General features: G+C 72.2%; 23 protein-coding genes. 14 read left to right on the forward strand and 9 right to left on the reverse strand.

Going from position 1 to position 24012, the window contains the following annotated elements; genetic code table 11:
• Positions 1-97 precede the first annotated feature (97 nt).
• Both pcaC and ABGA99_RS11180 read left to right on the forward strand, forming a co-directional pair.
• Positions 98-1465 (forward strand): 4-carboxymuconolactone decarboxylase, encoded by a 1368-nt coding sequence (pcaC, locus tag ABGA99_RS11175; protein WP_347582568.1) that lies wholly within the window; start codon positions 98-100, stop codon positions 1463-1465.
• Positions 1465-2640: a 4-hydroxybenzoate 3-monooxygenase gene (locus ABGA99_RS11180; RefSeq protein ID WP_347582569.1), complete on the forward strand. Its 1176-nt coding sequence runs from the start codon at positions 1465-1467 to the stop codon at positions 2638-2640. The genes pcaC and ABGA99_RS11180 overlap by 1 nt, the downstream gene beginning before the upstream one ends.
• A 17-nt stretch (positions 2641-2657) precedes the next feature.
• On the opposite strand, the gene ABGA99_RS11185 is transcribed toward ABGA99_RS11180, so the two are convergent.
• The gene (locus tag ABGA99_RS11185; protein WP_347577218.1) at positions 2658-3527 is read right to left on the reverse strand and encodes a PaaX family transcriptional regulator C-terminal domain-containing protein; all 870 of its coding nucleotides are present in this window, start codon (positions 3525-3527) and stop codon (positions 2658-2660) included.
• A gap of 227 nt (positions 3528-3754) precedes the next feature.
• On the opposite strand from ABGA99_RS11185, the gene ABGA99_RS11190 reads away from it, so the two are divergent.
• The 7 genes from ABGA99_RS11190 (at position 3755) to ABGA99_RS11220 (ending at position 11887) form a co-directional block, all read left to right on the forward strand.
• Positions 3755-4942 (forward strand): ABC transporter substrate-binding protein, encoded by a 1188-nt coding sequence (locus ABGA99_RS11190; protein ID WP_347582570.1) that lies wholly within the window; start codon positions 3755-3757, stop codon positions 4940-4942.
• An 11-nt stretch (positions 4943-4953) separates the two neighbouring features.
• A complete protein-coding gene (locus tag ABGA99_RS11195; RefSeq protein WP_347577220.1) occupies positions 4954-5727 on the forward strand; it encodes an ABC transporter ATP-binding protein in 774 nt (257 codons plus the stop codon).
• Positions 5724-6506: an ABC transporter ATP-binding protein gene (locus ABGA99_RS11200; RefSeq protein WP_347577221.1), complete on the forward strand. Its 783-nt coding sequence runs from the start codon at positions 5724-5726 to the stop codon at positions 6504-6506. Before ABGA99_RS11195 ends, ABGA99_RS11200 begins: the two co-directional genes overlap by 4 nt.
• Positions 6503-7366, forward strand: coding sequence for a branched-chain amino acid ABC transporter permease (locus tag ABGA99_RS11205; RefSeq protein WP_047018874.1), 864 nt, complete (start codon positions 6503-6505; stop codon positions 7364-7366). Before ABGA99_RS11200 ends, ABGA99_RS11205 begins: the two co-directional genes overlap by 4 nt.
• On the forward strand, positions 7363-8505 hold the full coding sequence (locus ABGA99_RS11210) for a branched-chain amino acid ABC transporter permease (protein ID WP_347577222.1): 1143 nt from the start codon (positions 7363-7365) through the stop codon (positions 8503-8505). The genes ABGA99_RS11205 and ABGA99_RS11210 overlap by 4 nt, the downstream gene beginning before the upstream one ends.
• Before the next feature lie 91 nt (positions 8506-8596).
• The gene (locus tag ABGA99_RS11215) at positions 8597-10285 is read left to right on the forward strand and encodes an IclR family transcriptional regulator C-terminal domain-containing protein (RefSeq protein WP_347577223.1); all 1689 of its coding nucleotides are present in this window, start codon (positions 8597-8599) and stop codon (positions 10283-10285) included.
• A 141-nt stretch (positions 10286-10426) separates the two neighbouring features.
• A complete protein-coding gene (locus ABGA99_RS11220) occupies positions 10427-11887 on the forward strand; it encodes an aldehyde dehydrogenase family protein (protein ID WP_347577224.1) in 1461 nt (486 codons plus the stop codon).
• Between the two features lie 37 nt (positions 11888-11924).
• On the opposite strand, the gene ABGA99_RS11225 is transcribed toward ABGA99_RS11220, so the two are convergent.
• Genes ABGA99_RS11225 through ABGA99_RS11240 form a run of 4 tightly spaced genes read right to left on the reverse strand, consistent with a single transcriptional unit; the run spans position 11925 to position 15847 of the window.
• The gene (locus ABGA99_RS11225; RefSeq protein WP_347582571.1) at positions 11925-12383 is read right to left on the reverse strand and encodes a MaoC family dehydratase; all 459 of its coding nucleotides are present in this window, start codon (positions 12381-12383) and stop codon (positions 11925-11927) included.
• A 32-nt stretch (positions 12384-12415) separates the two neighbouring features.
• Positions 12416-13993, reverse strand: a complete 1578-nt coding sequence (menE, locus tag ABGA99_RS11230) for an o-succinylbenzoate--CoA ligase (protein ID WP_347577226.1) — start codon at positions 13991-13993, stop codon at positions 12416-12418.
• Positions 13994-14021: 28 nt separating this feature from the next.
• Positions 14022-14903 carry an amidohydrolase family protein gene (locus ABGA99_RS11235; RefSeq protein WP_347577291.1) on the reverse strand — a complete coding sequence of 294 codons (882 nt, stop codon included), beginning with the start codon at positions 14901-14903 and terminating at the stop codon, positions 14022-14024.
• Between the two features lie 26 nt (positions 14904-14929).
• Positions 14930-15847: an SDR family NAD(P)-dependent oxidoreductase gene (locus ABGA99_RS11240; RefSeq protein WP_347577292.1), complete on the reverse strand. Its 918-nt coding sequence runs from the start codon at positions 15845-15847 to the stop codon at positions 14930-14932.
• Between the two features lie 230 nt (positions 15848-16077).
• Between ABGA99_RS11240 and ABGA99_RS11245 the strand changes: the two genes are divergently transcribed.
• Together ABGA99_RS11245 and ABGA99_RS11250 are read left to right on the forward strand one after the other, a co-directional pair.
• Positions 16078-16503: a MarR family transcriptional regulator gene (locus tag ABGA99_RS11245; RefSeq protein ID WP_347577227.1), complete on the forward strand. Its 426-nt coding sequence runs from the start codon at positions 16078-16080 to the stop codon at positions 16501-16503.
• A gap of 12 nt (positions 16504-16515) precedes the next feature.
• Positions 16516-17337, forward strand: a complete 822-nt coding sequence (locus ABGA99_RS11250; protein ID WP_347582572.1) for an IclR family transcriptional regulator — start codon at positions 16516-16518, stop codon at positions 17335-17337.
• Positions 17338-17350: 13 nt separating this feature from the next.
• Here the strand turns inward: ABGA99_RS11250 and ABGA99_RS11255 are convergent, their stop codons facing one another.
• Complete coding sequence (locus tag ABGA99_RS11255; protein WP_347582573.1) at positions 17351-17605, reverse strand: hypothetical protein; 255 nt, start codon at positions 17603-17605, stop codon at positions 17351-17353.
• 312 nt (positions 17606-17917) lie between these two features.
• Here ABGA99_RS11255 and ABGA99_RS11260 point away from each other — a divergent pair, with 312 nt between their 5' ends.
• Genes ABGA99_RS11260 through ABGA99_RS11270 form a run of 3 tightly spaced genes read left to right on the forward strand, consistent with a single transcriptional unit; the run spans position 17918 to position 20105 of the window.
• Positions 17918-18976, forward strand: a complete 1059-nt coding sequence (locus ABGA99_RS11260; protein ID WP_347577230.1) for an aromatic ring-hydroxylating dioxygenase subunit alpha — start codon at positions 17918-17920, stop codon at positions 18974-18976.
• Positions 18973-19155, forward strand: a complete 183-nt coding sequence (locus ABGA99_RS11265) for a hypothetical protein (RefSeq protein ID WP_347577231.1) — start codon at positions 18973-18975, stop codon at positions 19153-19155. The genes ABGA99_RS11260 and ABGA99_RS11265 overlap by 4 nt, the downstream gene beginning before the upstream one ends.
• Positions 19152-20105 (forward strand): PDR/VanB family oxidoreductase, encoded by a 954-nt coding sequence (locus tag ABGA99_RS11270; protein ID WP_347582574.1) that lies wholly within the window; start codon positions 19152-19154, stop codon positions 20103-20105. Before ABGA99_RS11265 ends, ABGA99_RS11270 begins: the two co-directional genes overlap by 4 nt.
• A 311-nt stretch (positions 20106-20416) precedes the next feature.
• Here the strand turns inward: ABGA99_RS11270 and ABGA99_RS11275 are convergent, their stop codons facing one another.
• The 3 genes from ABGA99_RS11275 to ABGA99_RS11285 all read right to left on the reverse strand — a co-directional run bounded on the left by ABGA99_RS11275 (position 20417) and on the right by ABGA99_RS11285 (position 23942).
• Positions 20417-21667 (reverse strand): ATP-binding protein, encoded by a 1251-nt coding sequence (locus ABGA99_RS11275; RefSeq protein WP_347577233.1) that lies wholly within the window; start codon positions 21665-21667, stop codon positions 20417-20419.
• Positions 21668-21912: 245 nt separating this feature from the next.
• Positions 21913-23340, reverse strand: coding sequence for a hypothetical protein (locus ABGA99_RS11280; RefSeq protein ID WP_347577234.1), 1428 nt, complete (start codon positions 23338-23340; stop codon positions 21913-21915).
• Complete coding sequence (locus tag ABGA99_RS11285; RefSeq protein WP_347577235.1) at positions 23334-23942, reverse strand: hypothetical protein; 609 nt, start codon at positions 23940-23942, stop codon at positions 23334-23336. Before ABGA99_RS11285 ends, ABGA99_RS11280 begins: the two co-directional genes overlap by 7 nt.
• Positions 23943-24012: the final 70 nt, after the last annotated feature.

Raw genomic sequence — 24012 nt, forward strand, 5'->3', positions numbered from 1 at the left:
GCGGGTGCCACGGTCCACCGGCGCCCTGCCGGGTCGCCCCTGCGACCCGGACCGCCCTCGGTAGCGCCGACCCGCGTCCCCCGTCCGGAGGTTCCCCATGACTCCGCCGCCACGTCCCCGGCTGCTGCACCACCGCGTCGACGGTCCTGCCGCCGCTCCCCCGCTTATCCTCGGGCCCTCCCTGGGCACCTCGCTCGCCGTCTGGGACCCGCAGTTCCCCGCACTCGCACGCGGCCACCGCGTCGTCCGGTGGGATCTGCCGGGCCATGGCGTCCGTCCCGACGGCCCGCTGCCCGGGGCCGGGCGGGAGGCGGCGACCCGCGTCGGGACGGGCGCGGTGCCCCGGACCGGGTCGACAGCGGCCATTGTCGCCGGGACGGCCGCAGCCGCCGAGCCGGGCGCAGGTGCCGCGCAGGGTGCGGGCGGCGTCGGTGAACTCGCCGGTCTGGTGCTCGAGCTCGCCGACCACCTGGGCATCGACCGCTTCCGGTACGCCGGAATCTCCCTCGGCGGCGCCGTCGGTGCGTGGCTCGCCGTGCACCACCCCGACCGGGTCGACAGCCTCGCCCTGGTCTGCTCCTCCGCCCGCTTCGGCGACCCCGGCCCGTGGCTCGAACGGGCCGCGCTCGTCCGGGAGAAGGGGACGGAGCCGGTGGCCGGGGCCGCGCCCGGCCGGTGGTTCACACCCGCGTTCGCCGGGGAGCCGGCGGCCCGCGCCCTCGTCGGCGACCTGCGCCGCGCGGACCCGTACGCGTACGCCGCCCTCTGCGAGGCGCTGGCCGGCTACGACCTCCGCGCGGACCTGCCGCGGATCACCGCGCCCACCCTCGTCGTCGCCGGCCGCGACGACCCGGCCACCCCGCCCGCGCGCGCCCGCGAGCTGGCCGACGGCATCCCGGGCGCGGGCCTGACCGAGGTGGCGCACGCCGCCCACCTCGCGAACGTCGAACGGCCAGGCCCCGTACTGGCCGCGCTGCTCGCCCACTTCACCGGGCTGGGGACGCCCGCAGAGAGCGACACGGAGCGGCGTGCGGCCGGCACGGCCGTCCGGCGCTCCGTCCTCGGCGACGCCCACGTCGACCGGGCCGCCGCCCGCACGACCGGCTTCACCGCCGACTTCCAGGACTTCATCACCCGCTACGCGTGGGGCGAGATCTGGACGCGTCCGGGCCTGAGCCGCGCGACCCGCAGTTGCATCACGCTCACCGCGCTGGTGGCCGGCGGCCACCTCGAGGAGCTGGCGATGCATGTGCGGGCCGCGCTGCGCAACGGCCTCACACCCGACGAGATCCAGGAAGTCCTGCTCCAGTCGGCGGTCTACTGCGGGGTGCCCGCCGCCAACGCCGCGTTCGCCGTCGCCGACCGAACGCTGGCGCAGCCCGGACAGCCCGGACAGCAGCCCGGACAGCCCGGCACTTCCGGAGAGCCCGATGAGCCCGATGAGCCCGAAGGGGGGGTCACCTGATGCACATCACCGTCGGCATCGTCGGCGGCGGCCCGGCCGGTCTGCTCCTGGCCCGGTTGCTGCGCAGGGCCGGCGTCGACTGCGTGGTCCTGGAGAGCCGCGACCGCGCGTACGCCGAGCAGCGCCAGCGTGCGGGCATCCTCGAGCAGAGCACGGTGGACGCGCTGCGGTCCTGCGGGGCCGGCGAGCGGCTGGACCGCGAGGGGCTCGTCCACGACGGCATCGAGCTGCGCTTCGACCGCCGCTCGCACCGGATCGACTTCCCGTCGCTGACCGGCGGGCGCCGGGTGTGGGTGTATGCGCAGACCGAGGTGGTCAAGGACCTCATCGCCCTGCAGCTCGAGGACGGCGCGCCGCTGTTCTTCGAGGCCGAGGTGCGGGCGGTCGAGGGCGCGGACACCGACCGGCCGACGATCCGCTACCTGCACCGGGGCCGGGAGCAGGCCCTGACCTGTGACTACGTGGTCGGCTGCGACGGCTTCCACGGGGTGGCCAGGTCGGCGTTCCCGGACGGGGTGCAGCGTGTGTACGAGCGGACGTACCCGTACTCCTGGCTCGGCATACTGGCGGACGTCGCCCCGTCCTGCGACGAGCTGATCTACGCGCACTCGCCGCGCGGCTTCGCGCTGCACAGCATGCGCTCCCCCTTCGTCAGCCGCCTCTACCTGCAGGTGCCGAACGGCGCAGAGCCCGCCGACTGGCCGGACGAGCGGATCTGGGACGAGCTCGACGCGCGGTTCGCCGTCGACGGCGACTGGAGGCTCGCCCGCGGCCCGGTCACGGCGAAGTCGGTGCTTCCGATGCGCAGCCACGTCCTGGAGCCCATGCGGCACGGCCGGGTGTTCCTCGCGGGCGACGCGGCCCATATCGTGCCGCCGACCGGGGCCAAGGGCCTGAACCTGGCGGCGGCGGACGTCATCGTGCTGGCGCGGGCCTTCGCCCGCCTCCACGAGAGCGGTTCCGCCGACCTGCTCGACGCCTACTCGGACACGTGTCTGCGCCGGGTGTGGCGCGCCGAGCACTTCTCGTACTTCATGACCACGACCCTGCACGCCGACCCGGAGCAGAGCCCTTTCGACAGCCGGCTGCAGCTCTCCCAGTTGGACCGCATCGCGACGTCCCCGCATGCGGCCGCCGAACTCGCCGAGAACTACGCGGGGTTGCCGCTGGGATGAGTGCTCCGCGCCGGGTGTCAGCCCAGCTCGACGATCTCGCAGGTGCGGTCCGCGATCTCCCGGGCGGGGCCCTCGTAGCGGCTGCGCAGCCGGTGCACGACGTCCTGGGCACGGGCGGCCGGCCAGTCCGCCGGCAGGTGCTGCACCGGCAGCCGCGGATCCATCCGCACCAGTTGCAGCCACTCGGTGAGCAGGCGCAGGTAGCGGGCCAAGTCGTCGGGCGCGTCGGGGAACGGGTCCGGAATGTCCCAGCGCAGCAGGAAGTCGCTGTAGCCGGCGACGAGCCCGTCCAGGTCGAAGGCCTGCCGTACCATCTGCCCGACGTCGGTGGGCGGCTGGGCGGCGCCGGAGAAGACCTTGACCCGGCCCGCCAGCTCCGGGCTGCTGACGATGCGGCTGACGTCCACACCGGACGGGGCGATCCACATGCCGTTCCCGAGGGTGCCGAAGCCGGCCCAGACCAGCCGGGCGCGCAGGTCGTGCCGCTGCCGCTGCCAGGACTCGGGGAGCGAGAAGGCCAGGACGGTCCAGGTGCCGTCCCAGTCGGCGTTGACCGCGCCGCGCTGCCACACCCGCGTCTCCCCGTCGCGCAGGATCTCCGCCGAGCGCTCGGTGAGGCCGAAGTACATCCGGCGGCCCCGGCGGTGCCGGGCGAGCAGGTCACGGCGGACCATGCGCGTGAGCGTCGAGCGGAGGGCGTGCTCGCCCACGCCGAGGCGGGCGAAGACGTCGATGAAGCTGCCCGAGAAGACGGCGATATCGCGTCCGAGCACGTAGTTGCCGAGGAACGTCAGCATCACCGACTGCGGGCGCAGGCCCGCGGACGTGCCTGCGCGACTGGTCAGAGGGCCCTCGTCCACACCAGGGTTCACCGATTCTGCTCCCATGCGGTCAGCGTAATGACAGCGCGCGGCGGGACGGCCCGACGGGCCGCGAACCGCGGCTGATTGATATTGGGCAAAATATTGACGGCAGTCAAGTTTGCGCCTATCTTCGCACTGCATTCCCGGCACAGCAGCCGGCGACCTCGTGGGTCCTGCCTGACCGCTCCACTCATCCCGCCGGCCCGGGACATCCGTCAGCGGCCCGGGCGCGGCAATCTCCGGAGGTTCACATGCGCAGACTCCTGCCCCTGCTCGCCGCGGTCGCCCTGCTCACCACCGCCTGCGGCGACGACGCCGGCTCGGACGGCGAAGGGCCGATCCACATCGGCTTCATCGAATCGCTCACCGGCAACTACGCCCCGCTGGGCACCGAGGCGGCGAAGACGGTGGAGCTGGCGATCGACCAGATCAACAAGGAGGGCGGGATCGGGGGGCGCAAGATCGAGCTGACCACGCTCGACGACAAGACCGCCCCCGACCAGGCCGTCGTGCACTTCAACAAGCTCAAGGAGGACGGGGTCGACGCCATCATCGGCTCGACCTTCTCCAACTGCGCACTGGCGGTCGAGCCGCTGGCCGAGCGGGAGCAGATCCCGTACATCTCACTCGCACCCGCCGACGAGCAGGTCGACCCGATCCAGCCGCACACCTTCGTCGTGCCGGCGACCTCCTCGAAGTACGCCGAGTCGATGCTGCGGTACTTCGAGGCGGAGGGGATCACCAAGATCGCCGTGGCGTATGACACCAAGTCGGCGTACGCGGTGGCCGGGTACGAGGGGATGGAGAAGTTCGCGTCCGAGTACGGCGTCGAGCTGGTGCGGACCGAGCGGTACGAGACCAACGCCTCCGACTTCAGCCCGGTGTTCACCCACGTCCGCAACTCGGACGCAGAGGCGCTGGCCGTGTGGGCGAGCGGCGCCCCCGGGGTGACGCTCGCCAAGCAGTACGCCGCCGCCGGGCTCGGCATTCCGCTGGTGATGACCGCGTCCCAGGCCAGCAAGCTGTGGCTGGAGCCCGTCGGCGACGCGGCCGAGGACGTGTACGTGCAGAGCGCCGTCGGGGTGGTGGGCGACGAGCTCCCGGACGGCAAGCTCAAGGACGTCATCGACAAGATGGCCGACCCGTTCGAGAAGAAGTACGGCTACGAGCCGCCGCAGTTCGCCATGGACGGGTACGCGGGCGCGCAGCTCATCGCCGCCGCGTTCGAGAAGGCGGGCGGCACGGACAAGGCGGAGGTCCGGGACGCGCTGGAGTCGATGGACCTGGTCACGCCGACGGGCCGGTACACGTACAGCGCCGAGGACCACTCCGGCCTGGATGTCGTCAACATCTCCATGAACCAGGTGCGGGACGGCAAGCTGGTCCCCACCGAGTGGGGCCGCCAGCAACTGGCCGAGGCCGCGGAAGCCGCGGGATGACGGCCGCGGCGATGCTTCACGTCGAGGATCTCGGCCGCGCCTTCGGCGGAGTGTACGCCGTGCAGGACGTGAACCTGTCCGTGGCCGAGGGCGAGACCCGCGCGGTGATCGGCCCCAACGGGGCAGGCAAGTCGACCCTGTTCAACCTCGTCAGCGGCCATCTGACGGCGGACCACGGGACCGTGCACTACAGCGCCGGCGGCGGCCTGCGCCGTATCGACCGGCTGTCCGCGCACGCCCGGGCCCGCCAGGGCATCGCGATCGTCTTCCAGGGCGCGCGGCTGTTCCACGGGATGACCGCGCTGGAGAACGTCATGGTGGGCGCGCACGCCCGGACCCGGCACGGCTTCGTCTCCGCCGCGCTGCGGCTGCCCCGGCACCACCGCGAGGAGGCGGCCATCAGGGCCGACGCCGAGGCGGCGCTCGACCGGGTGGGCCTGGCGGACTGGGCGGACCGCTCGGCGGACGTGCTGCCGCTGGGGCAGCAGCGCGCCCTGCAGGTGGCCCGGGCCCTGTGCGCGCGGCCGCGGCTGCTGCTGCTCGACGAACCGGCCTCGGGCCTGCGCGCCGCCGAACGCGAGGCGCTGGCCCGGCTGATCGAGAGCCTGCGCACGGAAGGACTGACGATGATGCTCATCGAACACGACGTGGCGTTCGTGGCCCGGCTGGCGGACCGGGTCACCGTGCTCGACCTCGGCCGGGAGATCGCGGAGGGCACTCCCGGGGAGATCCGCGACGACGACGCGGTCCTCGCGGCCTACCTGGGACAGGAGACCGCCGTATGACGGCCTTCGCACGGGACGTCCTCCCGGGCGGAGCGTTCCCGCCCGGCGCCCCCGGCTCCCGCGCCGCCGGAGGGGTGGTGGTCGCGGTCGACGACGTCGTCATCCGCTACGGCACCGCGACCGCCGTGGACCGGGTCAGCCTGTCCGTCGCCGCCGGCGAGGCGGTCGCCCTGGTCGGCCCGAACGGAGCAGGCAAGTCCTCCCTGGTCAACGCGGTGATGGGCCTGATCCGGCCGGCGGCCGGAAGCGTAACGGTCCGCGGGCGGGCGGCGCTGGTGCCGGAGGGCCGCCAGATGTTCCCCGACCTCGACGTCGAGGACAACCTGCGGCTCGGCGCGTGGCCGCTGCGCTCCCGGGGCGCCAAGGCGCGCGACACCTCCCGGGTGTACGAGGTGCTGCCGGACCTGGCGGGGATCCGCCGCCGCAAGGCGGGCACGCTGTCGGGCGGCGAGCAGCAGATGGTCGCCTTCGGCCGGGCGTTGATGGCCGACCCCGAGGTGCTCGTGGTCGACGAGCTCTCCCTCGGCCTCGCGCCGAAGATCACCCGTGCGCTCGCGGACCACCTGCGGGACCTCAACGCCACCCGCGGCCTCGCCGTCCTGCTGATCGAGCAGAACGCCCGGCTGGCCCTGGACCTGTGCACCCGCGCCTACGTCCTGGAGACGGGCCGCATCCGCATCGAGGGCACGTCCGCGGAGCTGGCGGAGAGCACCGAGGTCTCCGCCGCCTACCTCGGCGGCCCCGCGGGGCAGCCGGGGGCGGAAGGAGACCAGGAGTGAGCGAGTTCGTGCAGTACCTCATCTCCGGGCTCGCCGTGGGCTGCGGCTTCGCGCTGCTCGGCAGCGGCCTGGTGACGATCCACCGGGTGACGCGGGTGGTGAACTTCGCCCAGGGCATGTTCGCCGTGGTCGCCGGTCTGACCGCCGGATCGCTGCTGTCGGCGGGCCTGCCGCACGGGGTGGCCGAGGTCGTCGCCGTGCTCGCGGCGAGCGGGGCGGGACTGCTCGTCGGCATCGCCGCCATCGGACGGCGCGGCACCAGCCCGCAGTCGGCGCTGATCGTCACCCTCGGGATCGGGTTCCTGGCCTACGCCGTCGAGATCATGATCTGGGGTGAGGACCCGCGTTCGTTTCCCGGGCTCGGCGGAGCGGTGGAGATCGGCGGCGCGTATCTGCAGAAGCAGTACTTCCTGGTGATCGGGGCCGCGGCGGTCGGATTCGCCGCGCTGGGGCTCTTCTTCACCCGCACCCACCTCGGCAAGGCGCTCGGCGCCTGCGCCTCCAACCCGTACGCGGCACGCGCCGTGGGCATCGACGTCACCCGCATGGGACTCGTCGCCTTCGCCCTCGGCGGTGCGCTCGGCGGCGTGGCCGGCGTGCTGATCACGCCGCTGCAGTCCCTCTCGTACGACAGCGACGTCCTGCTGATCACCAACGGGTTCGCGGCCGCGATCCTCGGCGGCCTGATCCGGCTGGGCCCGGCCCTGGCCGGCGGACTGGCCCTCGGGGTCGCGGAGTCGATGGTCGCCGGCTACTACAAGGCCTCTTACCAGAGCGTCGTGGCCCTGGCCCTGATGCTCGCGGTCATGATCTGGCGGGCCTCGCAGCACACCGCTCTGCACGAGGAGGCAGCCCGATGAAGGAGGCGAAGGAGACGAAGGTGACACAGCCGGCGCAGGCGGCGAAGGCGGCGGGGGCGCGGACGAAGCCCTCGTGGATCGACGCGTCCGACCTCGCCCGCCGACTGCGGCGGCCCCGCACCCTGGCCGTCCTCGCCGTGTGCGTGACGGCCCTGCTGCTGCCGCAGGTGCTGGCGGGCTCCGACGTCCCGGTCTACGTCACGCTGCTGCTGTCGGCCATCGTGGTCACCGGCCTGTCGATGCTCATGGGCTACGCGGGGCAGGTCTCCCTCGGGCACGCGGCCTTCTACCTCGTCGGCGCCTACACGGCCGCCCTGATCGCCACGCACGACCAGCCCACCTGGCTCGGGCTGGCCGCCGCGCCCTTCGCGTCGGCCGTCGTGGCCGCGGTGATCGGCGTCCCGCTGCTGCGCCTGCGCGGCCACCAACTGGCGTTCGCGACGCTCGCGATACAGCTCATCCTGCTCAACGTGGTGGGCCAGCAGGAGTGGACGGGCGGCGACATCGGCCTGCAGGGCGTGCCCCGTCTCACCCTCGCCGGCTACGAGTTCGCGACCGCGGCCTCGTACGCCTATCTGGCACTCGCCGCGCTGGCGGTGGCCGTGGTCATCACCCGCAACGTGGTCGCCTCCCGCCCGGGCCGCGGGCTGCGGGCGCTGGCGACCAGCGAGGTGGCCGCCGAGTCCGCCGGGGTGCCGGTGGTGACCTACAAGCTGGCGGTGTTCAGCCTCTCGGCCGGCTTCGCGGGTCTCGCGGGCGGGATCTACGCCTTCTACACCGGATATGTGGCTCCCGGCTCCTTCCCCGTGCTGCTCTCCTTCGAGTTCGTGGTGATGGCCGTGATCGGCGGCCTGGGCACCATCTGGGGGGCGCTCGCCGGCGCGACCGCGATCACGCTGCTCCTGCAGGAGCTCAACGAGCTCGGCACCGCCGAGGGCATGCCCAGCTCCGCGCCCGCCGTGCTGTCGTACGCCGTGTACGGGCTGCTGCTCGTCCTGGTCGTGCTGTTCCTGCCGCGCGGCCTGGTGCCGAGCGCGACGGCCTGGTGGGAGCGGCGCCGCGCACGCCGCCACACCGACGCCGACGCCGAAGGCGAGGGCGGAGGCGGGGGCGGGGGCGACGGGGACGGCGGGACCTGAGCGGTCCCGCGGGCGGGTAGTTCGAGGCGGGTTCGTGCAGACGCGGGCCGTGTTCATTACGGTGTCCCCGAGATCCAGCAGGGGAGAGTCCATGCCGCCGACCCGCACCGTGCCGACGCCCGGCACCGGGGTGCCACCCGAGGCCGTCACCCCGCTGATGCGCGGGATCGCCGTGGTGCGCAGGCTCACCGACGCCGGCGGGGCCCTCAGCCTCAGCGACCTCGAACGCGCCACGGGACTGGCCCGCTCCACCGTCGACCGGGTGACGGGCACGCTGGCCCGGATGGGCTACCTACGGCTGGACGGCCGCGACGCCTCTCTGGCGCCGGGCCTGATGGCCCTGGGCAACGCCTACCTGGCCGCCCTCCGGCTCCCCGAGCTGCTCGGCCGGCACGCCGAGGCGCTGGCCGACGAACTCGACGAGTCGGTCTCCCTCGCGGTCTCCGACGGCGACGGCATCCGCTTCATCCAGCAGGCGACCCGGCGCCGCGCCATGTCCCTGAGCTTCCGCATCGGCGACCTGCTGCCCGCGGAACGCACCGCGCCGGGCGCGTTGTTCGCCGCCGGCTGGAGCAGTGCGCAGTGGAAGCGGTGGGCCGCGCACCGGGCCGCCGACCCCGAGGGGCTCGGCTTTCCCAGTCTGCCGCCGCGCGACCGGCCGGAGAACGAGCCCCGCGGCCGTGCCGTCGCGGGCTTCGAGGAGCGCGTGGCGCAGGCCCGGGAGCGGGGCTGGGCGGTGGACGACCAGCTGATCGAACCCGGGCTGATCGCCCTCGCCGCGCCCGTGCACGACGCGGAGGGCCGGGTGGCCTGCGCGGTCAGCGTGGTGAGCCACACCAGCCGGCACAGCGCCGCGTCCCTGCCCGACGCGCTGCTGCCCCGGCTGCGTACGGCCGTGGAGGCGATGGAGCAGGCCCTGCTCCGCGACTCGCCCGCCCCGGCGCCCTCCGGGCCTGCCGGGCTCGCCGCCTGGACCGGTGCCTCCAAGCAGCAACTGGGCCGGGAGTTCGTCGAGTCGCTGGCCCGCGGGCTGACCGTGCTGACGGCGTTCGGCGAGGGGCGCGGGACGCTGACGCTCACCGCCGTCGCCGAGGCCACCGGTCTTGCCCGGGCCACCGCCCGGCGGGCACTGATCACCCTGGAGCACCTCGGGTACGTCGCCTCTGACGCGGGGACCTTCCGGCTCACCCCGCAGGTCCTCGCCCTCGGCTTCCCCCCGCTCTCCCGGACGACGCTCTCCCAGATCGCCGCGCCGCATCTCGCCGCGCTCGCGCAGCGGGTGCACGACTCCACGTCGCTGGCCGTGCTCGCCGCTGACGACGTCCAATACACGGCACGCGTGGCCACGGGCCGCATCATGAGCGTCAACATCACCATCGGCACCCGCTTCCCCGCCTACGCGACCTCCATGGGCCGGGTGCTGCTGGCCGGCCTCCCGCCCGCGGAGCGCGCCGCGCGGCTGGCACGCACGGAACTGCGGCCGCTGACTCCGCGCACCCTCACCGGGCGCCCGGAGCTCGCGGCGCTCCTGGACCGCGTCCACCGCGAGGGGTACGCCCTCGTCGACGAGGAGTTGGAGGAGGGCCTGCGCTCGATCGCGGTCCCGGTCCGCGACCGGGGCGGAGTGGTCGTGGCGGCGCTGAACGTCGCGATGCACAGCAGCCGCCGCAGCGTCGGTGAGTGCGTCACCGGTCTCCTGCCGGAGCTGCGCGCCACGGCCGCCGGAATCGAGGCGGACCTGCACGTCGCCGGACGTTTCACCCGCATCCCCGCCGTCTGAGCCGGGCCGCCCGGGCCCCTTGACATTCCCCCGGTCCGGGAGCACTCTGACCGCCCACGCATCCGTGAATATCAATTCACCTGACGAACGCGCCTGAGAGTGGACTCCGGCATGCGCACCCTCGGCAAAGGACCCCGCGTCATGGCCATCACCCGCGAACTGCTCATCGACGGCAAGGACTCTCCCGCCGCCTCGGGCCGTACCGCCGAGGACCTCAACCCCTACACCGGCGAGGTGTACGCCACCGTGGCCGCCGCAGGACCCGAGGACGTCGCCCGGGCCGTGGCCGCGGCGGACGCGGCCTTCCCCGAGTGGGCCGCGGTCAGTCCCTTCGCCCGCCGGACACTCTTCCTCAGGGCCGCCGACCTGCTCGACAGCAAGGGCGACCAGGTCGCCGAGGTCATGGCACACGAGGCCGGGGGCACCCGCCCGTGGGCGTACTTCAATGTGGCCCTCGCCGCCAACATGCTGCGCGAGGCCGCCGCCGCGGTCACCGCGCCGCGCGGCGAGGTGCTCAGCGCCCAGGAAGAGGGCGCGCTGGGCATGGCGGTACGTGAACCGATGGGCGTGGTCGCCGCCTTCGCGCCCTGGAACGCCCCCGTCATCCTCGGCGTGCGCGCCGTGGCCGCGCCGCTCGCGGCCGGCAACACCGTCGTGGTGAAGCCGAGCGAGGACGCGCCCATCGCCTGCGGGCTGCTCGTCGCCGACGTCCTGCGCGAGGCCGGGCTGCCCGACGGGGTGCTGAACGTCGTCACCAACGCGCCCGCGGACGCGGCCGGGATCGCCGAGGCGCTGATCTCCGACCCCCGGGTCCGCGCCGTCAACTTCACCGGGTCCACCGGTGTGGGCCGCATCATCGGCACCCACGCCGCCACCCACCTCAAGCCCGCGCTGCTGGAGCTGGGCGGCAAGAACTCGATCATCGTGCTCGACGACGCCGACGTGGGTCACGCGGTCGACGCCGCCGCCTTCGGCGTCTTCATGAACTCCGGCCAGATCTGTATGTCCGGGGACCGCGTCCTGGTCCACGAGAGCCTCGCCGACGAGTTCACCGAGAGGTTCACCGCCAAGGTCGCCACACTGCGGGCGGGCGACCCCCGGCTCCCGGACACGGTGGTCGGCCCTCTGGTCAGCCAGGGCTCCGCCCGGCGGATGGCCGGGCTGGTCCAGGACGCGGTGGCCAAGGGGGCCACGGTGCTCGCGGGCGGCGGGGAGCCGGCGGGCGCGGTGTACCCGCCTACGGTGCTCACCGGCGTCACCGAGGACGCCGAGCTGTACCACGCGGAGTCCTTCGGCCCGGTCTGCGCCGTCGGCACCTTCGCCGACGACGACGCGGCCGTGGCCCTGGCCAACGACACGGAGAACGGCCTGAGCTGCGGTGTCATCACCGAGAACGCCACCCACGGGCTGGCCGTGGCGCGCCGTGTCCGCACCGGCATCGTGCACGTGGGCGACCAGTCCGTCGCCGACGAGCCGCAGGCGCCGTTCGGCGGGGTCGGCGCCTCGGGCTACGGTCGCTTCGGCGGCCGGTGGGGCATCGAGTCCTTCTCCCACACCCGCTGGGTCACGGTCGCCACCCAGCACCCGCGCTACCCGTTCTGAGCCGGTGTCCACGCGGCGCCCCGGCGGGGCCGGCCGCTCAGGCGTAGAAGCGGGAGATGCTCTGCAGCACACACGCGGGCTTCGCCGCGCCCTCGATCTCCACGGTGCCGTCGACCGTGATCTGCACCCCGCCGCCGGGCACGTCCTCGGCGCCGGCGAGCCGGGCCGCGAGGCGGATGCGCGCGCCGACCGGGACCGGGGCGGGGAAGCGGACCCTGTTCAGGCCATAGTTGACCTTCGTGGTGACGCCGTCCACCTCCAGGAGTCCGGTGAAGAGCGGGATGAACAGGGACAGCGTCAGATGGCCGTGGGCGACGGGCCGGCCGAACGGGCCGGCCGCGGCCCGCTCGGGGTCGGTGTGGATCCACTGGTGGTCGTCGGTGGCGTCGGCGAAGGTGTCGATGCGGTCCTGGGTGACCTCGATCCACGAGCTGACGCCCAGGTCGCTGCCGGCCAGCATCTTCAGCTCGTCCAGGCCGTTGACGGTGATGCTCATCGGGAACTCCCTGCTGCAGAGGTGAGGGCGGGTCAGGGTGTGCCGTACAGGCTGCGTACGCGGGCCTTGAGGAGCTTGCCGGAGGCGGTGCGCGGCAGCTCGGCGGCCATCACCGCCGACTTCGGGATCTTGTACTTGGCGAGCCGCCCGGAGAGCGATCCGAGCACCTCGTCAGGGTCGAGCTCGGCGCCCTCGCGGGCGACGACGACCGCGCGGCCGACCTCGCCCCACTTGTCGTCCGGCACCCCGATGACGGCGCATTCCACGACGTCGGGGTGGGCGAGCAGGGCGTCCTCGACCTCGGCGGGGTAGATGTTCTCGCCACCCGAGATGATCATGTCCTTGAGGCGGTCGACGACGGTGACATAGCCGTCGGCGTCGACGCGCGCGGCGTCCCCGGAGCGGAACCAGCCGTCGGCGAACGCCGCGGCGCTCTCCTCCGGCAGTCCCCAGTAGCCGGGCATGACGTGCGGCCCGCGCACCAGGATCTCGCCCGCCTCGCCGACGTCCACCGGCGTGCGGTCGGGGCGGACGACGCGGACATCGCTGAAGAAGTGCGGCACGCCGGCCGAGCCGGCCTTGGCCGTGGCGTGCTCGGCGTCGAGGAAGAGGACGCCGGGGGCGGCCTCGGTCATCCCGTAGCCCTGCAGGAAGGTCAGGCCGCGGCTCTGGTAGGTGGCGATCAGCCGGGTGGGGACGGGGGATCCGCCGCAGGTCAGGATGCGCAGCGAGGACAGGTCGGCACCGGCCCACCGGCGGTGGTGGGCGATCCGGTCGAACATGGCCGGCACCCCGAACATGAAGGTGACCCGGTGCCGTTCGATCAGCTCAAGGGTGTCCCCCGGGTCGAAGTCCTCCACGACGAGGCAGGTGCCGCCCTTGAGCAGCACGGGAAGGGCCAGCATGTTGAGCCCGGCGATGTGGAACAGGGGCGCGGACGCGAGGGCGACCTCGCCCGCGGTCAGGTCGTGGTCGATCAGGACGTTGACGGCGTTCCAGGTGAGGTTGCCGTGGGTGAGCACGGCTCCCTTGGGGCGGCCAGTCGTCCCCGAGGTGTACATGATGATCGCGGTGTCGTCGAGGGCGACCGGCTCGTCGACCGGCTCGGTGACCATGGCGGCGAGCAGTTCCTCGTACGCGCTGCCGCCGACGGCGACGCGCGCGGGCGTCCCCTGCACGTCGTCCCCTCCGGCGCCCGTGGCGTCGGTCGCCAGGGCCGTGTGCGAGGGGGCGTGCAGCAGCAGCCGGGCACCCGAGTCGGCGAGCTGGTACGCGATCTCGGGCGCGGCCAGCCGGGTGTTGAGCGGGACGAAGACCGCGCCCAGCAGGCCGGCGGCGAACAGCGCCTCCAGGAAGGAGGGGTGGTTGGGGCCGAGGTAGGCGACCCGGTCGCCGCGCCGGACACCGTGCGCGCGCAGGGCGTGAGCGAGGCGGGTGGTGCGTTCGTGGAGCCCGGCGTAGCTGACGGCGGCTGCGGCGTGACCGGCCGCGTCATCACGGTGACGCAGATCGGTGCGGTTGCGCAGGGTGGTGTGGTGGAGCAGGGCGGTGCGGTGGGGGGTCTTGCGGGCCCGGCGTGCGGGCCATGACCCCAGTCCCTCGTTGCGCATCGTTGCGCCCCTTTGCGGCTCGACGGGGTTACGAGCGGGTGAGCCCGAGCAGCCGGGCTGCGTTCTCCTTCAGAATCGCCGGCCTGACCTCGTCCTTGATGGGCAGCTCGGCGAAGTCGGCGAGCCACCTGTCGGGGGTGAGCACGGGGTAGTCGGAGCCGAACAGCACCTTGTCCTTCAGCAGGCTGTTGGCGTACTTGACCAGCAGCGGCGGGAAGTACTTCGGCGACCAGCCGGAGAGGTCGATGTGGACCCCGGGCTTGTGGGTGGCCACGGCCAGGGCCTCGTCCTGCCAGGGGAATGACGGGTGCGCCAGGATGATCTTCAGATGCGGGAAGTCGGCCGCCACGTCGTCCACGCGCATCGGGTCGGAGTACTTCAGGCGGATCCCGCCACCGCCGGGGACGCCCGCGCCGATGCCGGTCTGCCCGGTGTGGAACAGGGCGATGGCGCCGGTCTCCTCGATCACCTCGTACAGCCCGTAGGCGAGGCGGTCGTCGGGGTAGAACCCCTGGATGCTGGGGTGGAACTTGAAGCCGCGCACCCCGTACTCCTCGACCAGGCGGCGCGCCTGCCGCACGCCCGCCCGGCCGCGGAAGGGGTCGATGCTCGCGAAGGGGATGAGTACGTCCGGGTTGGCGGCGGCGGCCTCGGCGACCTCCTCGTTGGGGACGGGCGCGGTGCCGGTGGCGGACTCGGCGTCGACGGTGAAGACGACCGCGGCCATGTTCCGCTCGCGGTAGTACGCGGCGGTCTCCTCCAGGGTGGGTTTGCGCTTGCCCCGGACCTTGAAATAGGCGCTGGAGGCCTCGTGCAGGCCCTCGTCGAGGGAGGCGCGCCCCTTCGAGGACACCTCGGCGTGCGTGTGGACGTCGATCGCGGCGAGGCCGTCGACGTCGATGGCTGTCATCTCGGGGATCTCGGTTATCTCGGTCATCACGCCTCCGGGAAGACCGGGGCGGGGATGCCCACCGACTGCGGCTCGCGGCCGACCGAGGTGTGCCAGGCGGCGGCGATGGCCTCCGGCGTCCAGCCCCCGTCGGCGTACGCGACGGCGGTCTCCTGCGGGTGCGACCACAGGGCGAGCCGGTCGCCCCCGATGCCGATGCACTGTCCGGTGAGGTCGCGGGCGGCGTCGGAGGCGAGGAACGGCAGGAGCGCCGCGCAGTCCTCCGGGGTGCCGAAGCCCTCGCCCTTGCGCAGGAATCCGGGCAGCGGCTCGCCGCGGTGCATCGCCTGGACGTAGGGGGCGAAGGCCGGGATGTTCTCGGTCATCGCGGTGGCGGCCACCGGGACGATCGCGTTCACGGTGATGCGCGAGCGGGCCAGCTCCATGGACCAGGTGCGGGCCATGGCGGCGATGCCGGCCTTGACGGCGGCGTAGTTGGTCTGCCCGAAGTTGCCACGCTGGCCCGCCGGGGAGCCGACGAGCACCAGACTGCCGCCCTCGCCCTGCTCGCGCATGCGCACCACGGCGGCGCGGGCACAGGTGAAGGTGCCCCGCAGGTGGGTGCTGACGACGGCGTCGAAGTCGTCGTCGGTCATCTTCCACAGCACCCTGTCGCGCAGGATGCCGGCGTTGGTGACCATGACGTCGAGCCGCCCGAACTCCGCCACGGCGCGGCCGACCAGGCGCTCGGCGGCCTCCGCGGTGCCGACGGCGACGGCCTCGGCGACGGCGCTGCCCCCGGACACCCGCAGGGACTTCGCGGCCTCCTCGGCGACGCCGGTGTCGATGTCGTTGACGACGACGGACGCCCCGGCCCGGGCCAGCGCGGCGGCGTAGGCCAGCCCGAGGCCGCGGCCGCTGCCGGTCACGACCGCGACCTTGCCGGTCAGGTCCAGGCCGGTCAGTTCCGGGCCGGTGGGTTCCGGGCGGGCGGGTTCTGGGGCGGTGGCGGAGGGCTCGGTCACAAGAGCGGATCCCTTCTCGTAACAGACAGCGAAGCTAAGTCCAATAATTGTTCTCGTCAATAGTTGTCGAAACCCAGCATGTGTTCCATGCTGGGACGGTCCCGCCCGACGTCCCGCGCGCAACGGACCCGAACCCGGAGCACGACATCGCTGACGAAGACGCGCCCTGGATGCGCGGCCTGCACACCGACACCGGCTACCTCCTCTACCGGCTCGGGCTGCGCTCCGGCCGCCTGTTCAACGCCACCCTCGAGGAGTCCGGGCTGCGGCTGCGGCACTACGCGCTGCTGCGCTACCTGGCCTCGGCGGAGGGCGCCCCGCAGCGGGAGCTGAGCGAGCGCCTCGGCTACGACCCGAGCGCGATCGTGAACCTCGTGGACGATCTGGAGCGGCTGGGCCTCGTCGTCCGCAGGCCGTCGCCGGACGACCGCCGCAGCCGCATCGTCGTCCTCACCGACCGCGGCCGGGACACGCTGCGCGACACCGACAAGGGCGGGCGCCGGGTCACCGACGAGCTGCTCGCCCCGCTGCACCCCGACGAGCGGGCAGCCCTGCACGCACTGCTGCTGCGTATCGCGGAACCCGGACCGGACTGACGGACCCCGCCGATGCCTGCCCCCGCAGGACAGCCGCCGCCGGGACGCAGCCCGGGCACCGCGCGCACACCCTCCCGGTCCTCCCGGTCGGCGGCGGACCGGCTGCTCGCCGTCCTGGGCGCGTTCGACCACGCCCACCCGGCGCTGTCCCTCACGGAGATCGCACAGCGCGCCGACCTCTCGCTGGCCACCGCCCACCGGCTGGTGGGGACCCTGGCCGCGTGGGGCGCGCTGGAACGGGACGAGAGGGGCAGCTACCACATCGGGCTGCGGCTGTGGGAGCTCGCGGCGCTGGCCCCGCGTGGCCCGGCGCTGCGCGAAGCCGCGCTGCCCTACCTGGAGGACCTCTACGAGTCGACCCACGAGAACGTGCATCTCGCCGTCCGCGACGGCCTGGACGTCGTGTACCTGGAGCGGATCTCCGGGCGCGCCGCCGTCGGCGTACGCAGCCGGGTCGGCGCGCGCTGGCCGCTGCACGCGACGGGCGTGGGCCTCGTCCTCCTCGCGCACAGCCCCGCGGCCGTCCAGGAGCAGGTCTGCGCGCGCCCGCTGGCGGCCTTCACGCCCTACACCCTGTCCGACCCCGGCAGCCTGCGCCGTGCCCTGGCCGAGGTGCGGCGCACCGGCTGCGCCGTGAGCGACCGTCAGATCACCGACGACGCGCTGTCCGTGGCCGCCCCCGTGCGCGGCCCGCGCGGCGCCGTGGTGGCGTCGGTGTCCCTCGTCGTGCACGCCGCCGGTGCGCAGCCCCCGGCGCTGATCCCGGCCGTGCGGCTGGCCGGGCGCGGCATCTCCCGGGCGCTGGGATGGCGGCCGGGCGCCGCTCCCGGCTGACCGCCGGCGCGGCTCAGCAACGGCCGCCGCCCTTCTCCCGGCCGATCTCCCGGCCGACCGCCGGCCCGGCCGGCCGGTACGGCACGTACGCCGCGCCGTCCAGGTCCAGATCAGGCGCGGCCCGGTAGCGGACGCGCACCTGCGGGGCGTGCGTGGAGCCGGCGAGCAGGCGGGCGTAGTCGACGCCCTCACGCCAGGAGGTGTGCCGCTCGGGCTCGTACGAGGAACCCGCCGGGGCGTGACCCTCGGCGCGGAGGTGGTCACGCACGGCCGGGTTCGGCGCGTTCTGGGCGACGGTGGGGCCGAAGCCGTGGCGGCCGGCGTGCGGAAGAGGCGCACGGGCACGGCGAGTTGCTCCGTTCTCCAGGAGGAGCGGGCACGGACGGTGCGGCACCTCAATGCCCGACCCGCGAAATGTAAGGCGAAATTCTGACTGCCGTCAATGATTCGCCCAACATTGGCCACAGGCTTCCACCGGGCGGAAGAGCCGTTGCCCGTCCCCGGACCCCGTCCCGACTCTGGTCCCACCCCACGGCGCGGCGGAGCGGGAGCAGTTCCGCCCGGCAGCGAGAGGAGAACCATGCCCCCGTTCGCGAGGAACCAGTGGTACGTCACGGCCTACGGCCACGAGGTCGGCCGGGAGCTGATCGCCCGGACGGTCCTCGGCGAGCCGATCGCCCTCTACCGGACCGAGGACGAAGCGGCCGAGGTCGTCGCCCTGGCCGACCGCTGCGTGCACCGCCGCTTCCCGTTGTCGCAGGGCCGCTTGGACGGCGACACGGTGGTGTGCGGCTACCACGGCTTCACGTACGACAGCACCGGCGCCTGCGTCTTCGTCCCGGGGCAGAAGCGCGTTCCGCGCACCGCCCGCGTCCGCTCCTACCCCGTCGTCGAGCAGGACTCCTTCGTCTGGGTCTGGATCGGTGACCCCGCGGTCGCCGACCCGCGGACCATCCCGCGGGCCGCGCACCTGGCGGACCCGGGGTGGATCTCGGTCAGCGGCATGGAGACCATCGGCTGCGACTACGGACTGCTCGTCGACAACCTGCTGGATCTCTCCCACGAGACGTACCTGCACGGCGGCTACATCGGCACCCCCGAGGTCGCCGAGACCCCGATCGCCACGGAGGTCGACGAGGGCGCCGGCATCGTCCGCGTCAGCCGGCACATGGACGACGCCGCGTGCCCGCCGTTCTACGCGCGCTCCACCGGCCTTGAGGGCCGCATCACCCGCTGGCAGGACATCGAGTACCACGCCCCCTGCCTGTACCTGCTGCACAGCCGCGTCGCGCCCGTCGGCGTCCTGCCGGAGCCCGACGGCAGCGATCCGCACGCCTTCCACACCGAGATCACCTACGCCATCACGCCCTCGGCGCCCGGCACGGTCTACGACTTCTGGGCCGTCTCCCGGGACTTCGCACGCGACGACCCGGAGGTCACCGCCTTCCTGCGGGACTCCAACCACACCGTGGTGATGCAGGACGTCGACGCGCTCAATGTCCTCCAGGAGGCCCTGGACCGCGAACAGGACGGCTACCAGGAGCTGAGCATCAACATCGACACCGGCGGCCTCGCGGCCCGGCGCATCCTGGCCCGGCTCGCCGAGGAGGGCGAGAAGCCGGTGGAGCGCGTCTCGTGAGCGGCGGCCCCACGGCCAGGGTGTACCGCGTGGACTGGCGGCCGGGCACGGACCTGCTGCACGGCGTCTGCCACTGCGGAGCCGAGCACACCACGCAGGACCCCGTGGCGATGTGGGAGTGGATGCTCGCCCACCCGGTCGGACATCCGGCCGGACACCCGCCCGGACACCCGGAATGACGGGGGGCACCCACGACCTCGACCTCGTCGTCGACGGCAGGCACGTGGCCGCCGACGGGGTGCTCGCCCTCACGCTCCGCCGCCCGGCGGGCGGGGAGCTGCCCGCTTGGGAGCCGGGGGCGCACGTGGACCTCCTCCTGGACGGCGGGCTCGTCCGGCAGTACTCGCTGTGCTCGGACCCCGCGGACCGCAGGACCTGGCGGATCGCGGTGCTGCGCGAGGCGGCCGGGCGGGGCGGCTCCGCGCAGGTGCACGACCGGCTGCACAAGGGCACGGAGGTCCGGGCCCGCGGCCCGCGCAACACCTTCGCGCTCCGCCCGGCCGCGCGCTACCGGTTCATCGCCGGCGGCATCGGCATCACCCCGATCCTGCCGATGGTCGCCGCCGCCGACGCGGCGGGCGCGGACTGGTCGCTGCTCTACGGCGGCCGCACCCGCGCCTCGATGGCCTTCACCGGCGAACTGGCCCGCTACGGCGACCGGGTCGGCATCGCCCCGCAGGACGAGTCGGGCCTCCTCGACCTCGCGCCGTACCTGGCCGGGGCCGGGCCGGACACGCTCGTCTACTGCTGCGGCCCCGCGCCGCTGCTGGACGCCGTGGCACAGCGGTGCGGCGGCCGGCCGCCGGCGACGCTGCACATGGAGCGCTTCCAGCCGCGCACGGCGCCACGCGAGGGCACCGACCACGCCTTCGAGGTGGTGCTCGCACACTCCGGCAGGACGCTCACCGTGCCGGCGGACGCGTCCGTCCTCGACACCGTACGGGCGGCGGGCGTCGAAGTCCTCTACTCCTGCACCGAGGGCACCTGCGGCACGTGTGAGACGGACGTCCTCGAGGGCACGCCGGACCACCGCGACTCGCTGCTGAGCGAGGAGGAGCGGGAGGCGGGAGAGTCGATGATGATCTGCGTGTCCCGCTGCCGTGGGCCCCGGCTGGTACTGGGCCTCTGAAGGCCCCGTCGCTGGAGCCGATCACCACCGCGTCGCTGTTCGAGCACCACGGTGTGTGGTTGAGCCCAGCGCCAACTCCCCGGCCAGGGGCGGTGAAGAACAAAGCACCCGTTCCTCACTCCAGATGAGAGCCGGGTGCCGATTACGCCTGCCCGCAAACCGGTGATCGTGGGGCAATTGTGTGTCCGAGGGGCGAGTTGACCACTACACCCACGCCCTCACCCGGGGTACATCATTGCCGTTGAAGTGATCGGGCCCCTCCCCTGCAGACCCATCCTGCTTCGGTCTGACCTGTCGGAACGGCGACTCGTCTACACCTGATCGTCTGGTTCAGGCGGTCGGATCTGGAGCAGGTTGGAGATGCCGCCCTGGTTCACACAGTCCTGCGCGAGGTCGTGCACGTGCCAGTGATAGTCCAGATCTGGTTCGCCGGCGTTCACTGTGGTCTCGACCGGTGTGTAGCGGCGCAGCGGAGTCGAGACGTCGTGATAGAGGAAGCCGAAGGTGTCCACCGTCAGGATCGATAGCGGGTCCTCACCGTTCCAGTCGATCCGGACACGCACCTCGTACTCCGCGTTGCCGGTGGCACCAGCGGTGGTGCGGACCAGCGCCATCAGATCTGCGATGGCGCACTCGATGGCCGAAGACTCGACCTGCCAGCCCTCGAAATAGCCGTCCCTGTTTCTGTGCCCGCCAACCGCGGCCGCGAGGGTCACCGAGCCGTCGTGATGGATGGCGACCCACGACTCCTTCCAGACTGCACGCTCACCCGTTGCTGTGTTGACGGCAACCCACCGGCGCAGTCCGGGGCGGGGGTTGAGTCGATCCACGCTCTCCAGCGGATGGATACCTCCGCGTCCTGCGTAGACCAGGGCCAACTCCGCGGTCTCCTCCAAGACGAGGCGTGCCTCGTCGCGGGACAGTCGGCCCGCAAGGCGGGGGATGCGGGGGTGAGCAGCAGCGATCAACCATGCGCGCCTGTCGGCATCGCGGCCGGCAGCAGCCTCGGCAACCAGCGTGTCCAGAGCCTCGGTTGCGTGGCGGCGTTCGTCGAACCGGGCGCGGTACATGGCTTCGATCTGGCGCTCTTTCATCCACACCGTGTCGGAGTCGTTGCGCACTGGTGCACCGAAATACTCGTGCTTGTAGATCAGATGAGGTCCATCGACGCTCGACGGAACCTCCACCACCACTGCCCGGTTGCCCACGGATTTGAGACGGTGCACGCGCAGATCGAAGACCGGCGGCGAGATGGCGGTGATCGCAGCGCTACGCATGGCGCGCTCATGGCCCTCTTCGAATTCGCCGACATCGACACGCTTCGTCGCCGCCTTCTGCTTCTCATGGACGCCGTAGACGATCACACCGCCGCCGCTGTTCGCCATCGCCGCAACATCCTTGGGAAAATCCGTCTGAGATATCCCCTTCGCCGGGGGCAGCTCGGACTTCCAATCCAGGTCCGTGGCCTCCGTTACGCCGGCTGCCACCGCGGCATCGAGGAGTTCATCGGTTATCGGGCCAGGTGTCATGCCGAGCGCACGGTGAAGCGCAGTGAAGCTCATCCAACGATGATATGCGCACCCGTTCTCGCAAGGCGCCGCAGCTCGCCACGACGTAGGGACCCGCCACCCATCCACCGCGCCGACCCATCGCCGTATACGGAGAGCGCTTCCAGCTCGGTTCCGAGCTCGGATGGTCGATCGTTTTCAAGGGACCCTGCACTCTGGCCTGGCGGAGGAAGCTCGCATTGGCCCTGGGTAACGGCCCCGGCGACCACAGGCTGTAAGTGCGGTGATGGACTCCGCGCTCACTCCTCGAAGAGGTCAGCCTGCGTCCAATGTGCCGGGGCGGGTTCGCCGGAGTAGAGCAGCCCTTCCAGGTGTGCCGCATCTTCGTCGTCGAGGTCGAGGAAGAGGCGCAGGGTCGTGCCGAGAAGCTCTGCGTAGGGAAGCAGTGATCGGGCGCCTGGAGGGCTCGCCGTGCGAGTTGTGAAGTTGCAGCGCAACGGGGTCCTGGTCGGGGTCAGGGCGAGTGCCTCGACCACTCCCTCTTCCTGGCCGAACGCCGCGCTGATCCCGTCGAGTTGCGGGTCGTGAGTCACGTCCTCACCGGGCGCGTCGTAGCCGATGCTGCGGTTGGTCATCAGCATGCGGATGGACGTCAGGGCGATGGAGAAGCGACTGGCCCGATCGCGAACCTGGGCGAGCAGGGGTGCCGGGTGTTCCTCGGGGAAGTCCAGTTCTTTCCGGCTGGCAGCCAGATAGGCGGTGAAGCCGGGCCCGCACAGCCCCAGGCGCCCGTTATCGACGACCCAACGCCAATCGGTGCCCGAGTCGGGGGAACGGCGGCGATCGTCGACGATCATGCACACATGGCCCTTCCAGATCTGGATGGCGCTGCGCATCAGATGCTGGAGGTTCGGCGTGTCACGTACGTCCGTGCCCAGTAGTGTCTTGGCGGTCACGAGCGGGCGGATACGTCGCCAGAAGTCTTCGTCGGGAATCTCTCGCGAGCCGAGCAGGAGACTGAGTGAGGTCTCATCCAGGGTCGAGCGGACAGGTGCGTCGCCCGGGAAGTCCAGAAGGGAGCGACCGCTGCCTTGCCACATGGCGGCCATAAAGGTGGCCATCCGCCGCGAGACGGTCGGCACAGTGCGCCGCGTAACCTCGGACAGAGCTTCCCGGGTGGGGTCGGTCCTTCCTGCGCGCGCCGCCTCCACGCCGCTCCCGACAGCGGTCAGGAAGTGCTCCACTCGGTCTTGACTCATGATTCCCCGGCCGCCTTCGACAATCGCGTCGGAGGCGAGAGCGGTCGGGGAACGTGCCAGGGTGTGCGCCGGCAAGGCACCGAGCCCAGAAGGATCAAGGATGAGTGTGTCACGCTCCTCCGCCACCGCTTCCAGACGGGCTTGCGAGTGATCAACATCCACTTGCGCCAGCGGCACCACCAGGGGCTGCTGCTCGCGCTCCAGGAGCATCACATCTGATGCAAGCAGATCCGGGTCCGCCGACGCGCGGAGGTAAATGCGCCGTTCTCCCTTGCGTGTCCCCGAGTTCCACGTCATCAACAAGTCGGGCACATAGGAGTGGTTGAAGAAGTCCGTTCGGATGATCCTGGCTTGGGGGTGAATGAGCAGCAGCCGCCTCTGGATGACGTCCTTGACGCGCTCGACAGCCTGGCGGGGATCAGGGTGATCAAGCGCGCTGTCGATCTCGGGCGCAACAGGCGTCACCATGAGGTCCCTCCCTGGCTGCTGTAGAACTGCGCGACGACACCTCGCCAGTCATCCAGCGGGACGAGCCTCTCCTGCTTCTCGGACAGCACCACCAGCCAGAGCCGCTTGGACAGATCCTCGACCACCTCGTTCTTGATCAGCTCTGCGGCTTCGACTCGGTCAGCGGTGCCTAACGCCCGCTGCGCCTCAAGGAAGACCGCTTCGCGGATGACCTCGGGGGTGGTGAGCTGGTCCCAGTCGTTCGCGCGGAACGGCGCCCAACTGATCCACATGAAGTGATCACCCAGCATGTACTCCTGGCTGAGCGCCACATAGCACTTCGCCAGGAAGCTCTTGTACTCCGTCCCCTGATCGCTTGCGTTCTTGCGCCACTTGACCTCGGCGCAGAACATCTCGCCGTGCCACTCCCCTCCGCGCATGACGCCGCCCAAGTCGAAGGAGAACTGCTTCCGGTTGCCATGGGGCCAGCACAGAGTCAGCTTGCTGGCCCACACCCCCTCGGTGTTGGGGTAGGACTGCGATACCCGCATCGTCCCTTCGAGCCATTGCTTGGCTCGCCGTACGGCCTCTGCACCGACCAGGTGCGCCTCTTCTCCCGGCACAGTAAGAGCATATCGCCAAGATGGGACATTCACACAGCACGGAGCATCCCAGCAAAGATCACGTACTCGG

The sequence above is a fragment of the Streptomyces sp. B5E4 genome (assembly GCF_039871555.1).
GTDB lineage: Bacteria > Actinomycetota > Actinomycetes > Streptomycetales > Streptomycetaceae > Streptomyces.

Excerpts from the sequence above, each read along its gene's own strand:
- pcaC (WP_347582568.1), top strand. The coding sequence starts at position 98 with ATGACTCCGCCGCCACGTCCCCGGCTGCTGCACCACCGCGTCGACGGT.
- ABGA99_RS11180 (WP_347582569.1), top strand. The coding sequence starts at position 1,465 with ATGCACATCACCGTCGGCATCGTCGGCGGCGGCCCGGCCGGTCTGCTC.
- ABGA99_RS11185 (WP_347577218.1), bottom strand. The coding sequence starts at position 3,527 with ATGGGAGCAGAATCGGTGAACCCTGGTGTGGACGAGGGCCCTCTGACC.
- ABGA99_RS11190 (WP_347582570.1), top strand. The coding sequence starts at position 3,755 with ATGCGCAGACTCCTGCCCCTGCTCGCCGCGGTCGCCCTGCTCACCACC.
- ABGA99_RS11195 (WP_347577220.1), top strand. The coding sequence starts at position 4,954 with ATGCTTCACGTCGAGGATCTCGGCCGCGCCTTCGGCGGAGTGTACGCC.
- ABGA99_RS11200 (WP_347577221.1), top strand. The coding sequence starts at position 5,724 with ATGACGGCCTTCGCACGGGACGTCCTCCCGGGCGGAGCGTTCCCGCCC.
- ABGA99_RS11210 (WP_347577222.1), top strand. The coding sequence starts at position 7,363 with ATGAAGGAGGCGAAGGAGACGAAGGTGACACAGCCGGCGCAGGCGGCG.
- ABGA99_RS11215 (WP_347577223.1), top strand. The coding sequence starts at position 8,597 with ATGCCGCCGACCCGCACCGTGCCGACGCCCGGCACCGGGGTGCCACCC.
- ABGA99_RS11220 (WP_347577224.1), top strand. The coding sequence starts at position 10,427 with ATGGCCATCACCCGCGAACTGCTCATCGACGGCAAGGACTCTCCCGCC.
- ABGA99_RS11225 (WP_347582571.1), bottom strand. The coding sequence starts at position 12,383 with ATGAGCATCACCGTCAACGGCCTGGACGAGCTGAAGATGCTGGCCGGC.
- menE (WP_347577226.1), bottom strand. The coding sequence starts at position 13,993 with ATGCGCAACGAGGGACTGGGGTCATGGCCCGCACGCCGGGCCCGCAAG.
- ABGA99_RS11235 (WP_347577291.1), bottom strand. The coding sequence starts at position 14,903 with ATGACAGCCATCGACGTCGACGGCCTCGCCGCGATCGACGTCCACACG.
- ABGA99_RS11245 (WP_347577227.1), top strand. The coding sequence starts at position 16,078 with ATGCGCGGCCTGCACACCGACACCGGCTACCTCCTCTACCGGCTCGGG.
- ABGA99_RS11250 (WP_347582572.1), top strand. The coding sequence starts at position 16,516 with ATGCCTGCCCCCGCAGGACAGCCGCCGCCGGGACGCAGCCCGGGCACC.
- ABGA99_RS11260 (WP_347577230.1), top strand. The coding sequence starts at position 17,918 with ATGCCCCCGTTCGCGAGGAACCAGTGGTACGTCACGGCCTACGGCCAC.
- ABGA99_RS11270 (WP_347582574.1), top strand. The coding sequence starts at position 19,152 with ATGACGGGGGGCACCCACGACCTCGACCTCGTCGTCGACGGCAGGCAC.
- ABGA99_RS11275 (WP_347577233.1), bottom strand. The coding sequence starts at position 21,667 with ATGAGCTTCACTGCGCTTCACCGTGCGCTCGGCATGACACCTGGCCCG.
- ABGA99_RS11280 (WP_347577234.1), bottom strand. The coding sequence starts at position 23,340 with ATGGTGACGCCTGTTGCGCCCGAGATCGACAGCGCGCTTGATCACCCT.